Raw genomic sequence first — 12589 nt, forward strand, 5'->3', positions numbered from 1 at the left:
CCCCTATTCCAGGCCGTGACGGCGTTTAGCCGCAATCAGCGTGTTGCTCATCAGCATTGTAATAGTCATCGGACCAACCCCGCCTGGAACAGGCGTGATGTATCCGGCAACTTCTTTTGCACTTTCATAATCAACGTCACCTGCGAGTTTACCGTTATCCAGACGGTTCATGCCCACATCGATGACAACAGCACCCGGCTTCACATAGGAAGCATCAATGAAATTAGCCCGTCCGATCGCTACAACCAAAATATCCGCTTGACGGCTAATCTCTTGCATATTAGCTGTACGGGAATGGCACATAGTTACGGTAGCATTTTCGCGTTGCAACAAGAGGGAAACTGGCTTTCCTACAATATTGCTACGACCAATTACAACGGCATGTTTACCTGCCATACCTGTTCCTGTACGTTTGATCAGTTCGATTACTCCTGCAGGAGTACATGGAAGAAGACTGTCGGCACCGATGACCAGGTTGCCTACATTGACAGGGTGAAAGCCGTCTACATCCTTTTCCACGGAGATTGCATCAATAACAGCCTTCTCCTCGATATGCTTAGGCAATGGGAGTTGAACCAGAATTCCGTCGATATCATCGCGTCCGTTTAGCTCTGCTACCAGTGCCAGAAGTTCTTCTTGAGAAGTGGATTCATCCAATTTATGCACTTCCGAATGGAATCCTAAGCTGATACAAGATTTCTCCTTATTGCGAACATAAACCTGAGATCCCGGGTCTTCACCTACTAGAATAACAGCCAAACCGGGCTTTACGCCGCGTTTCGCCAGTTCAGCAACCTCTTGGGCAATGCTAATACGAATTTCCTCGGATACTTGTTTACCACTGATGATTGCTGCTGTCATGTTAGTCTCTCCCCTTTTATATACTTTACTATGGTTTATAAATTAAGAATGGTCAGCTTTAATAGTATCTATCTCTTGGATCATCTTGCCGAGTACTCCGTTAACAAACTTCCCGGAATCATCCGTTCCAAAATGCTTGGCCAAATCGATCGCTTCATTCACCGCAACCTTCGCAGGCACATCATTGGCGAACACCATTTCATACGCTGCTAAACGTAGAATCTGCCGATCCACACGTGACAGACGGCTCATTTGCCAGCCCTTCAGGTAATGTTCAAGTATATCGTCGATCGCTACCTTGTGCTCCCATACCCCATTCACATGCTCTACCACATAGTGTTTAAGCTGAATCTCGTCCGTGATTACACGTTCGGTTTCATTCTCTTCTGAAGCTTCCTCGAGCAGCATTTCTACGGCTTCCGCGCTTTCCACATCGTTCATTTCCATCTGATACAGGCTTTGGACAATAATCTCTCTAGCTATACGTCTTTTCATGTGTTCCTCCTAAAATCTTATATCGCATTAAAATATTCACTTGTACTGCAACAACGTCTACGACCTAAATATCGCTTCACACTTACTCATTCTTTCCCTAATCCTGTGAGGATTATTGCACAAAGCGAAGATACCTTCAGAGGAAGCTCGCAAATATACCTATCCCTTGTCGCAAAAAAACCGCAATGCCTTTCTTCCGGGGGCAACGGACAACACAAACTTACGGTTTCCTGCTCCGGGAAAAAGACTATCGCGGTTCACTTAAAGGGACGCCAGCGTCCGGATAATCGCGAAACCAACTCCTGCCATTGAAACAGGGGCGCTTGCGCGGTATCCTTTCTTTTGCCGAGCGTATATCCGATGAACACTACCAGTGCAAAGAACAGCATATCCCAAAAACCGCAAATTAAATAAATCAAACCCAGACCAATGCCGAAAGTCACTCCGGCGATTCTACCCCCGTGACTTTCCCATACTTCTTTCCAAGACATAAGGGAAACTCACCTCTATTCCACTCGACTTTTGAAGCTTGGAGACTGCGTGAGGTTAGCAATATATACAGACACATCAGCAACCGGAATGCCGGTTGTCTCCTGCACGAAATCATGCACCTGACGTTGTACTTCTGTCGTAAGCAGCGGTAATGAATGCTCACCGTCCACTACTGCACGAATTGTAATTTCAAGGCCAGCCTGAGAGACACGAATACGTGACTTGAGATCTCTGATTCCCTTCACTTTACCAGCAGCCTTAAGACTCAGATTCTCAATGGTTTCCATTGAAATCTGGATATCCCCATACTCTGTACGCTGATCGACCGAAGGCAATGAAGCGCGATCACGGCGCAGAGAGATGTAGAAAAATCGGATGCTCAGAAGGAACAAGACAACTGCTACTATTATTGCTGTAATATAAGCTGCTGGTCCATTCTCAATCTCCAAAGTTCTAGGAATCGCACCGCTTAAGAGGAGGATGGCAATAACAGATAGTATTCCGATACTTAAGCTGTAGACAAACAGCAAAAGTCTGTCCAAAATTTTTGCCACGAGTCTCATAACCTCCTTAAATTAGAGTAAACCCTCGACTTTGCTGTCGGGGGTTTATGGAAGAACGATGACTGCTATTTCACACGAAGAATCGTTTCAGCTTCTTCGTTCTTGTCTACAGTGTTGTTGTTCTTGAATTGCACATCATGAATATGCACATTCACTTCCACAACAGTCAGACCAGTCATAGTCTCGATGGAGCGCTTAACATTGCGTTGAATTTCAGCAGCCACTTCAGGAAGGCGATTGCCATATTCAATAATTACAGAAACATCCACCGCAGCTTCACGTTGTCCAACCTCTACTTTAACTCCTTTGGACAGATTCTTACGTCCAAGAAGTTCAACAATACCACCGGCGAAACCGCCGCTCATACCTGCTACACCTTTAACCTCAACGGTCGCCAGACCTGCAATAACCTCGATTACTTCAGGAGCAATCTGGATTTCACCGATTTCAGTCCGTTCGTATTCTGTCGGCAATGTACTCATTTTAGACTTCACACCTTTCAAGAAAGATTGTTCATGATTTCAAGCGTAAAGCACGTCTCTTATTAAACATACTATATCATTTGACGAACTTTATGACAAACAAACCGAAGTCGTCCTAAATTTCATACTCTTCAAGAAACTTAATGTCAAAGTTACCATCCAAAAATACAGGATGCTCCAACAGTTTCTGATGGAAAGGGATGGTGGTATGAATGCCTTCCACGGCGAATTCAGCCAAGGCGCGCTTCATCTTCGCAACCGCTTCCTGACGTGTAGGAGCCCAGACAATCAGTTTTGCAATCATAGAATCATAGAAAGGGGAAATCGTATATCCTGGGTACGCCGCACTATCTACACGAACGCCAAGGCCTCCGGGTGGCAAATAAAAGCCGATTTTTCCTGGTGAAGGCATGAAATTACGCTCTGGATCTTCAGCATTTATACGGCATTCAATTGACCAGCCATTAATCACGATATCTTCCTGAGTGAATGACAGCGGATTGCCTTCTGCTACAGAGATCATTTCCTTAATCAAATCCACACCTGTAACCATTTCTGTTACTGGATGTTCAACCTGAATACGGGTATTCATCTCCATGAAGTAGAACTGTCCATCCGGTCCAAGCAGGAATTCAAGTGTTCCGGCTCCCGAATAATTAACGGCAAGTGCTGCTCGAACTGCTGCATTACCCATTGCTTCACGAATTTCAGGTGTGAGCACTGAACAAGGTGCCTCTTCAATCAGCTTTTGGCGACGACGCTGTACGGAGCAGTCCCGTTCACCTAAGTGCACTACATTGCCATGTTTATCTGCAATAATCTGAATCTCCACATGCTTCATGCCTGTTAGGAATTTCTCCAGATATACACCAGCGTTACCAAACGCCTTTTGTGCTTCCTGTTGTGCAGCAGTGATCTGCTTCACCAAAGATTCCTCGTCCTCAGCAATCCGTATTCCCTTACCCCCGCCACCCGCAGTAGCCTTAACGATGATTGGGTAACCAATATCGCGGCCCAGCATGACAGCTTCCTCTACATCGCCTACAAGACCATCTGAGCCCGGGATAATCGGAACTCCAGCCAGTTTCATGGTTTCCTTCGCCACAGCCTTGTCACCCATACGGTTTATGGCATCTGGAGAAGGTCCTATGAAGATAATATTGCAAGATTCACAAATCTCTGCAAAATCCGCATTTTCAGCTAAAAATCCATAGCCAGGATGGATGGCATCACATTCCGTTAAGGTGGCTACACTCATAATATTTGTAAAGTTCAGATAGCTGTCCTTGGCCGGCATCGGACCGATGCAGTAAGCTTCATCAGCCAACCGGACATGCAGTGAATCCCGGTCGGGTTCCGAATAGACCGCGACGGTGGAAATGCCCAGTTCACGGCAGGCCCTAATAATGCGGACCGCGATTTCGCCGCGGTTGGCAATCAACACTTTTTGAATGTTCATGCGTTTCCTCCCAAAGTTTTGCGAAGCTTCCGCTCCTTAAGTTGTCTGCGGTATTTATTCCGGTTTAACCAAGAATAGTGGTTGACCATATTCTACAAGCTGACCGTTCTCAGCAAGTACAGACACGATTTCACCTTTGATCTCCGCTTCCAGCTCATTCATCAGTTTCATCGCCTCGATAATGCAAACCGTTGATTTTTCACTTACACGGTCTCCAACATTAACAAACGAAGGCGTTTCCGGAGAAGCGGCACTATAAAAGGTCCCCACCATTGGAGACACAATTTTATGTAGTTTGCCTTCATCAGCTGCTTGTGGCTGCTGCGCTGGAGGAACTTCACCAACTACCGGATAGGATACTTGCGGTACGCTCTGCGGCTGCGGGGCAGGCGTAAAGGGATAGGCAGCATAAGGAGTCGCCTGTACTGCTGTTCCATCAGCTTCAGGGCGATCCGGTTTGCGAATTGCAAGCTTCATTCCTTCGCTTTCGATCTCCAACTCATGTACAGAGGAGGTCTGGTCCAGCAATTTAATCAATTCCTTAATTTCGCTCAACTTGAACATATATCAGTTCACTCCTTCAGCTTTCTCTCGAAGCCACTTCTTAAGCGGACAAGATAACTTTATGTATTATATCACAATCGGTAAAAATGGAAAGAGCCCGGGTCAACCCGAGCTCTTTCGTCATTTTTCTTTTAATTTTACAGCTTATTATTGCTCGGAAACGTATTGTACACTAATTTTATCTTGAGACACGCTCAGTTCCTTCATTACGAGATCCACGATACTAACCGCTTGCTTTACATCCAGTTTGTCGCTGAGAACGACTACTTTGTAGCTGTCTCCAGCTTCTTCCTTTACAATCGCTTCTCCATATTTTTGTTGAAGCTGTTCTTCGATACCGGTAATTTTGGATTCTTTTTCTTCAAGATTGAGAAGTTGTTCTTGAGCGACTGCGTTATCAGCAGGTGTTTTATCCATGTCATTAATCAAAGCAAGCAAGTCTTGTTGGTTCTTAAGATTCTTTTGCTCACGTTCATAAAGGTAGTTAGTGAACATGCTGCTCGCCGATACACTTTGAGAAGCTACTTCATCGAGAATTTCTTTGTCATTTTTGGCTGGAGTCTTGGTGGTTGTATTTGCGGCTGTATCTTTAGCAGATGTATCTGTTTTCGCGGCATCTTTAGCAGCAGTGTCGGTTGTTGCCTTCTCTGAGTCACTGCTATTTGCGGCAGCTTTACTGCTATCGTCCTTAGCAGCTGTAGTTGTACTGTCGTCCGTTTTAGCAGTAGTAGTGCTATCATCCGTTTTAGCGGTAGCAGCACTGTCATCCGTTTTGGCGGCAGTAGCGCTGTCGTCCGTAGTAGCGGCGCCAGTAGTGCTATCTACAACGCCTTCATCAGCAACAACATCGCCTTGACTAACAACTTCGTTCACAACAACACCTTTGTCACCAACCGTGGGCAACGCTGCACCTGCTGTGTCTTTCAGGGAATCAACCTGCATTGTGCCAGCCGTGTCTTTTGGAATCGAAGCACCTGAGTCTTCAGTGAATAAATAGTATGCAGAGAGGACCACCATCAAGCTGAGCATAGAAACCAACCATATCGTTTGTCTTTTGCCGTTCATTCCATATTCCTCCTAAAATTTAATCTAGTGGCTGCTTCGGAAGCACTCACTTATTGACTTTCTCCTGCTACTCTTGTTTGCGTGGTACTACTGAAATGCGCTGGATCGGGACGTTCAAGCCTTTTTCTATAGCCTGCTCGACGAGTCCACGAACAACCTTGTTCTCTGCCCCTTTGGCAACTACCAGTACGCCGCGTACCTGAGGTTTAATCCGCTTCGTCACAATGGGTGTTTCGTCCCCTGATTGCGAGTAGGTTACGATTTCGCCATCCCTCGTATATTGTGTCGTATGACGTTTCCCCCCACTGGCATCCGTCTCTTCACTAAGCTGCTGGGAGTCATTCATATTACGCACCACGACAATTTCTTCTGTAGACTCCACTGTAACCATGATATCGACCGTACCGACGCCAACGATTTTCTCCAAAATCTCCTTCATCCGGTTCTCCATCGCTAGTTCGATGCTGTCGAACGAATTGGTTGTTGTGGTTGGATCACTCTGCACCAACGCCGTTTGTGAGGACTGATTCAGCGGCGGCTCGCGCCCTGTATTCTCGTTATCAATCCTCTTCACATTGACGAAGGAATTGAATAGCATGATCGCTGCGCCCAGCAGACCCAGAATGATCAGCCAGCGAAAGGTATGACTTCTCTTCGGACTGCCGGCCCCACCCCCAGCCCACTGCTCAAGCTTTTTCAGCCAATTGCCCACTCCCATTCCTCCTAAAAATTATAGTTATTTAGAAACCGCAAGCTCATGATTTGACGTTACTAGCCACGCTGCCATCCACCTGAATGACTTTGGGATCCAAATCCCACTTCAGTTCCAGCAGCTTTACAATGGACTCCATTTCACTCGAGGACGCGCTGTCTTCCGCCACAGTTCCGTTCACTGCTTTATTAGGTTCATCTGATGATGTTGCTTCACTCTCTACGTTATCTGCCGGATTAGCGCCAATTTTAACTTCTACAGGTGCTACAGGAGTGATTGTAATGGGTGCTGTAGTCGCTGTGCTGGAAGCTCCGGAAGTACCCGGGGAGTTATCCGATGTCTGAGGCATAGAGACCTTTACATTAGAAATGACAGGAACATCTTCCTTACCGGTGCCGCCAGACTTCCCCATGCCCAGCGTTACGGTGACATTAACCCCGCGTTTGCCGGTCTCGCTGATAATCTGCTCTTTCATCTGACCCGCCACCTCTTCGGCAGCGAGCTGCAGACTCTGTTCCTGACGGCCTTGTGCAAGCTTTTGTCCATCTGCCAGAATCTGTTCCAAGGATGGGTCTCCCTTCCCTCCGCCAGTGAACAAACCGCCTTCTTTCTCTTGCTGTCCCATAGCGACACTCAGTTGGGAGATTGCATCACCTTTCAGGAGAGAGACGATAGGGCTGAGCATCGTGAGCAGGATTAGGAGACTTAGCACCAATCTTGCATAACGCTCCATGGATTTGCTTGGGAGCAGCAATTCAACAAATGACGCCAACAGCACAACCAGGATGATCTCCCGCAGCCAATCGCCCAACCAGCTCATGGTTTCCCTCCTAAAGGTTTTGTTGCTTCACCTCATCATTACGGTCAAGTTGCCCGCAGTCAGCATGATCGTAACCGCCATAAAAAACATTAAGGAAACAGCAGCCAAAGCAGCGAATACGTACACCATGCTTTTTCCAATCGTCTGGAGACAGACTACAATTGGTGTCTCTCCCAGCGGCTGCATCACAGCGGCGGCTATGTTGTAGATAAGGGCAAGCACCAGGATTTTGATTGCCGGAAAAGCACACAGGAACAATATGATAATGACACCCGATAACCCGATCGCATTCTTCACCAGCAGTGAAGCTGAGATTACTGTGTCTGTGGCATCCGCGAACATTTTGCCGATGACCGGAACAAAATTCCCTGTAATATATTTAGCGGCCCGAATGGTGACCCCATCCGTTACTGAGCTTGTTATCCCTCGAACGGAAATTACACCTAGAAACACAGTTAGCAGTACACCTAACAGTCCAGCACCGATGTTTCGCAGCAGGTTAGCCAGCTGGGTTAGTTTATATTTCTCCGACAATGCGCTGACCAGATGCAGCACAGCCGAGAAGAACAGAAGCGGAAAAACAAGGGTGTGGATCATGGTGCCAACCGTATGAATCATAAAAACAATTAACGGATGGGTGACAGAGACCGTAACGATATTCCCCATCGAAGCCAGCAGCGCGAACAGCAGTGGAATCATCGCCATCATGAAATCGATCATCCGGTCGATAGCATCCTTTGCATAACCAATAGCGATATTGAAGCTGTTCACGGCAATTACCAGCACCACCATATAACAGAGCGTATAAGCGACCTTACTGACCGTTTTTCGCTCAAAAGCGGTTTGCAGCGTCTCCAGAATCATGCTGAGCACACTGATCATCACAATCGTCACGAGCAGCTTTCCATTGTACAGAACCTCATGCCACATAAAGCCTAGAAGCCCAGATAACACACCCTTTAAGCTGAGCCCCTTATCTCCTGGAAGCAGCATGTCCATTAGCGTAGGTGTGGCCCCGTCCGGGAAAAAACCACCATAATCCTTCATCAGCTGATCCCAATACGACTCGACTTTATCTTTGGGTAAATTATTCACCTGGCTCTTAACCCACTGATCTACCGGGGAAGAACTGCCGGATTCTGGTGTTGAGGAAGCTTGCACACTCTGAGCTGTACCTGCAAACCATAGTATGAAAAAGAATGGAAGCAGCAGCAGTATTATTTTTAGTTTTGGAGGTCGGAAAACACTGCGCTCTTGCATAATTTCTCCTCCCGATTCGTTGCTCAGCTCTCTTCACGATTGCTTTAAGCAGGCAGTAGTTTCATGACGGTTTCGATAATGATGCTGATAATGGGTACGGCTAGTACCATAATTAGCACTTTGCCGGCGAGTTCTATTTTGGAAGCAATTGATTCCTGACCGGCATCTCGTACAATCTGTGCACCAAACTCCGCGATATAGGAAATGCCGATGATTTTGAAAACAGTCTTCAAATAAATCATTTCCATCCCCGATGACTCAGCCACCCGCTCCAGTGTAGAGAGGATCATTCCGATCTTGCCGATCAGAAACATGAAAATTAGAATGCCTGTTGTAGTAGCAAGAAGGAAGGCGAACATCGGTTTTTGTTCCTTCAGTACGAGAATCAATATGGTCGATATCAGCCCAATCCCAACAACTTGAATAATCTCCATAGCACGCCTATTGAAAAAGAAAGATCGTTTTTATTTCCTGCAGCAACCCGTCCAGCATACGAATCACCATGAACAGCACGACTACGAACCCGATCACGGTGACCCAATGTGCAAAATCCTCTTTTCCCATCTGTTTGAGCACCGTGTGTATCATGGCGATAATTATGCCAATGCCGGCAATTTGAAAAATCGCATTGACTTCAATATTCATTCCTGGCACCTCGCTAAAAGATCAAAATGACGATCAGTACTCCAAGCAGCAGACCCAGGCTTTTACTTAACTTTTCATATTTGCCTTGATCCTCTCTGGCCACCGACTCCTCCTGCTTCAATTGCTGCAATGCTAACGCGATATGAGTGCTCTGATTCGACCTATCGCTTGTGCCGAGAGTACAGCTGAGCTGGCGAAGAATCTCTTTTTCTGTCCCCTTCATTGCGGTAGACTTCCAATATGCTTCCATCGCCCGCTGGATGGCATCCTGGGCGCTTCTGTCATAGGGAGGGCTCATCTCCTCCGCTGTTTTGACAAACAACGATTTCAGCGGGTCCTTAGACTGATTCCCAATCCGCCGCATGGCTTCCGGCAGTGGGGTGAAGCCGTACATGATCTCTGTTTCCAACCGCTGTAGTGCTGCTATTAAACCTCTGATATGTCTGGGCCTGTCTGCATATTGACGAGCAAACTGGAGACCTGCAAGCGTACCAGCCACCACAATGAGCACAGCACCGAACAGCTTAAGCATGCAAATCACCACCTAGTCGATCCCCGGGAGAGATAAGCAGCATTCCTCTTTTCTGACCATCCAGAATGCGAAACGTGAGACCTGCTTCTGAACGATGGAGTATGACATATCTCTCGAACATCTTTTGTTCCAGCAGTCCTCCAAGACCCGGCCTACGAGCCAACTCTGTTACATCTTTTCCGTGAGCGGAAGCAATGACAGATATTCCGGCATGCAGTGCCTCGGTAACTGCTTCGGCATCTTCCGGACGCCCAATCTCATCCGCGATTAATACATCTGGCGATAGCGACCGGATCATCATCATCATGCCTTCTGCCTTGGGACACCCATCAAGAACGTCTGTCCGCGGACCCACGTCAAAGGCGGGAACACCACGCCGGCTGCCAGCAATTTCAGACCGTTCGTCAACAATTCCCACCTTCAGCCCCGGTCTACTCCCTTCGCGCTTGCCCAATTCCCCTAAGGAGATTTGTCTTGCGAGATCGCGGAGTAGGGTAGTCTTGCCATGTTGTGGAGGGGAGAGAATCAAGGTGTGCATCATTCGCTGCCGCCCCTTGTCCAGTAAATAAGGCAGCACTCCATCTGCGATTCCAGGTACTTCACGAGCAATACGGACATTAAAGCCAGTGATATCACGAAGATGCTCTACACCTCCGCCACTCAGTACTGTCCGACCAGCAAGTCCTATCCGATGACCGCCGGGAATCGTAATAAATCCTTTTCTCAGCTCTTCTTCCATCGTATATAGCGAATGGTTGCTGATCAGATCTAGCAGTCGATGAGTGTCTTCCCGATCCGGCTTGTAAGCTTCTTCAGGCCTCTGCGTCAAACTGCCATTCACTCTTAGAAAGTGATATTTACCAGAGTAGTTAATTTCCAGCGGACGACCTTCACGGACACGAATCTCCTCCACCATTCCTAGCAGCGGAAGGGGAAGGCACTTTAACAGTGCTCTTACTTTTTCAGGAAACAATTGCAGCCAGTCATCTGCCATACAAAGTACCCCCAAGCTGTCCTCTACTTAATTGCTTTATTCCATATTTATGCTTGTACGCGCCCAATATGCCTATCATCTATCATTTTTTCAAAATCCCGATTAAGAGAAAGGCTACACCGCAGCCCACCCAGCCTAATTTGCTCCATGACAGCTGCTGCGCCATCCCAGTCAGGCCAATTGCTGTCGTCAATATCAATATGGTCGGGCCTACCAAAGCCAGTCCAGAATTGACAGCGAGTGCCTTATCGACCTGATTTAATCTGAGCATTATCAGGGCAGCTATAATCTCTGCACTGCCCGAGAACAACCGCAGAGTCGCCATCCAACTCACATACTTGTCCAATCAACTCAACTCCTTTTACTAATTCATTCATACCAAAAGACATCTGAGGCTTGTTTAGCTTTCTATTATTCATGGATATGCGTGGCTTTTTCACTTTAGACAATGAGAAATGACAGATTTACAGATCAGACTGTGAAAGAATTCATAGTGAGTGGGTTCATAAATAAATATAATCAGTACGATAAAATAATTTTTACGAACGCCTTCATCTGTGGTATCCTTTTTAATTGGAAATATAGTGAGTTTATATTTTCAAAAAAAGGCAAACTAAAAAGACATAAGAAAAAGAGGGGATTTGTGTCATGCACGTTCGAAATTACGGGCTACCGCTCAGCATGCGGTCCGTAGTCAGACCAGTAAGAGAAGCGGCAATCATTATTTTTTCAGCTTTTTTAGTCGCCGCAGGGATGAGATTATTTCTAATTCCTCATCAACTGCTAAGCGGCGGGGTAGCGGGGGTGGCTTCAGTCATCGGGTATGTAACTAATCCGAAGTACATCTCAATCATTTATTTTGCGATAAACCTTCCTGTTCTGATCTGGGGATTTATTGCAGTGGGGAAAAAGTACATCTTACTAAGCATGCTTTCCGTTTTAGCTACCACCTGGTTCATGACAATTATTCCTGCGGTGAAAGTGACCAAAGACCCGATTTTGGCTAGTATTTTTGGCGGCGTAATTATTGCTGGCGGGGTTGGATTTTCTCTCCGTGCCGGGGGCTCATCTGGAGGATTTGATATATTAGGCTCGATTATTACACGTAAGCGGGATATTCCTATTGGGAATGTACTCTTCGTAATGGATGGGATCGTTATTCTGAGTTTAGGCTTCTTTAAAAGCTGGGACTCAGCCTTATACGCTATGCTCTGTATTTTTGTGAAAAGCAGAGTGGTTGATATGATTCATATTCGTCATGTCAAGCTAACCTGCTTCATTGTTACCAAGGAACGGGATAAAATGCTGAATCGTCTTAGAGAGCTGCCTCATGGCATCACAGTAGTCAACGCAGAGGGCGGTTACAGTCACGAGGGCAATACAATGCTGATGACCGTAACGACCCGCTATGAGCTGTCAGAGCTGCGTAAGACTATCCTTGAGACGGATCCAAGCTCTTTCGTCAATGTACTTGAGACTGTTGAAATTCTAGGCCGATTTAGACGTTTAGGATAAATACCCATATAGATGTAAAAAGGAACGCTGCATTCAAACCTGCAGCGTTCCTTTTCATTTATAGCAGATGCCCAAAAAGGAGACCCCGTAGCTAAGTAGCTGTAGGATCTCCCTTTTTATTGATTAAACG

At 46.6% G+C, this 12589-nt stretch carries 17 protein-coding genes; 1 reads left to right on the top strand and 16 read right to left on the bottom strand.

The annotated features are described in order from the left end of the window. Window positions 1-3: 3 nt before the first annotated feature. From folD to NYE35_RS22395, 16 genes are all read right to left on the bottom strand, one after another. Window positions 4-861, bottom strand: a complete 858-nt coding sequence (gene folD / locus NYE35_RS22320) for a bifunctional methylenetetrahydrofolate dehydrogenase/methenyltetrahydrofolate cyclohydrolase FolD (RefSeq protein ID WP_036682821.1) — start codon at window positions 859-861, stop codon at window positions 4-6. Between the two features lie 42 nt (window positions 862-903). Further along, the gene (gene nusB, locus NYE35_RS22325; RefSeq protein ID WP_036682824.1) at window positions 904-1356 is read right to left on the bottom strand and encodes a transcription antitermination factor NusB; all 453 of its coding nucleotides are present in this window, start codon (window positions 1354-1356) and stop codon (window positions 904-906) included. 257 nt (window positions 1357-1613) lie between these two features. Continuing rightward, complete coding sequence (locus NYE35_RS22330; RefSeq protein WP_036682825.1) at window positions 1614-1847, bottom strand: DUF2273 domain-containing protein; 234 nt, start codon at window positions 1845-1847, stop codon at window positions 1614-1616. A gap of 15 nt (window positions 1848-1862) precedes the next feature. Beyond that, the gene (amaP, locus tag NYE35_RS22335) at window positions 1863-2402 is read right to left on the bottom strand and encodes an alkaline shock response membrane anchor protein AmaP (RefSeq protein WP_036682827.1); all 540 of its coding nucleotides are present in this window, start codon (window positions 2400-2402) and stop codon (window positions 1863-1865) included. 74 nt (window positions 2403-2476) lie between these two features. Then, window positions 2477-2893: an Asp23/Gls24 family envelope stress response protein gene (locus NYE35_RS22340; RefSeq protein ID WP_036682829.1), complete on the bottom strand. Its 417-nt coding sequence runs from the start codon at window positions 2891-2893 to the stop codon at window positions 2477-2479. A 115-nt stretch (window positions 2894-3008) separates the two neighbouring features. Further along, the gene (accC, locus tag NYE35_RS22345; protein ID WP_076129648.1) at window positions 3009-4352 is read right to left on the bottom strand and encodes an acetyl-CoA carboxylase biotin carboxylase subunit; all 1344 of its coding nucleotides are present in this window, start codon (window positions 4350-4352) and stop codon (window positions 3009-3011) included. A gap of 54 nt (window positions 4353-4406) precedes the next feature. After that, window positions 4407-4916 carry an acetyl-CoA carboxylase biotin carboxyl carrier protein gene (accB, locus tag NYE35_RS22350; RefSeq protein ID WP_036682835.1) on the bottom strand — a complete coding sequence of 170 codons (510 nt, stop codon included), beginning with the start codon at window positions 4914-4916 and terminating at the stop codon, window positions 4407-4409. A gap of 147 nt (window positions 4917-5063) precedes the next feature. Next, a complete protein-coding gene (locus tag NYE35_RS22355) occupies window positions 5064-5981 on the bottom strand; it encodes a SpoIIIAH-like family protein (RefSeq protein ID WP_036682837.1) in 918 nt (305 codons plus the stop codon). Window positions 5982-6048: 67 nt separating this feature from the next. After that, the gene (spoIIIAG, locus tag NYE35_RS22360) at window positions 6049-6693 is read right to left on the bottom strand and encodes a stage III sporulation protein AG (protein WP_036682839.1); all 645 of its coding nucleotides are present in this window, start codon (window positions 6691-6693) and stop codon (window positions 6049-6051) included. Between the two features lie 43 nt (window positions 6694-6736). Beyond that, window positions 6737-7513 (bottom strand): stage III sporulation protein AF, encoded by a 777-nt coding sequence (spoIIIAF, locus tag NYE35_RS22365; protein ID WP_341122066.1) that lies wholly within the window; start codon window positions 7511-7513, stop codon window positions 6737-6739. A gap of 27 nt (window positions 7514-7540) precedes the next feature. Beyond that, complete coding sequence (gene spoIIIAE / locus NYE35_RS22370) at window positions 7541-8773, bottom strand: stage III sporulation protein AE (protein WP_036682845.1); 1233 nt, start codon at window positions 8771-8773, stop codon at window positions 7541-7543. A 44-nt stretch (window positions 8774-8817) separates the two neighbouring features. Next, window positions 8818-9207, bottom strand: a complete 390-nt coding sequence (spoIIIAD, locus tag NYE35_RS22375; RefSeq protein WP_036682847.1) for a stage III sporulation protein AD — start codon at window positions 9205-9207, stop codon at window positions 8818-8820. Between the two features lie 7 nt (window positions 9208-9214). Further along, window positions 9215-9418: a stage III sporulation protein AC gene (gene spoIIIAC / locus NYE35_RS22380; protein WP_036682849.1), complete on the bottom strand. Its 204-nt coding sequence runs from the start codon at window positions 9416-9418 to the stop codon at window positions 9215-9217. Between the two features lie 13 nt (window positions 9419-9431). Next, window positions 9432-9950 (bottom strand): stage III sporulation protein SpoIIIAB, encoded by a 519-nt coding sequence (spoIIIAB, locus tag NYE35_RS22385; RefSeq protein ID WP_036682851.1) that lies wholly within the window; start codon window positions 9948-9950, stop codon window positions 9432-9434. Then, window positions 9943-10944: a stage III sporulation protein AA gene (spoIIIAA, locus tag NYE35_RS22390; protein ID WP_036682854.1), complete on the bottom strand. Its 1002-nt coding sequence runs from the start codon at window positions 10942-10944 to the stop codon at window positions 9943-9945. The genes spoIIIAB and spoIIIAA overlap by 8 nt, the downstream gene beginning before the upstream one ends. Window positions 10945-11026: 82 nt before the next feature. Then, a complete protein-coding gene (locus tag NYE35_RS22395; RefSeq protein WP_371915730.1) occupies window positions 11027-11290 on the bottom strand; it encodes a YqhV family protein in 264 nt (87 codons plus the stop codon). Window positions 11291-11592: 302 nt separating this feature from the next. Here NYE35_RS22395 and NYE35_RS22400 point away from each other — a divergent pair, with 302 nt between their 5' ends. After that, complete coding sequence (locus NYE35_RS22400; protein WP_081382367.1) at window positions 11593-12459, top strand: YitT family protein; 867 nt, start codon at window positions 11593-11595, stop codon at window positions 12457-12459. Window positions 12460-12589: the final 130 nt, after the last annotated feature.

It is taken from the genome of Paenibacillus sp. FSL L8-0494 (assembly GCF_038003695.1).
Taxonomy (GTDB): Bacteria; Bacillota; Bacilli; order Paenibacillales; family Paenibacillaceae; genus Paenibacillus_AQ; species Paenibacillus_AQ odorifer.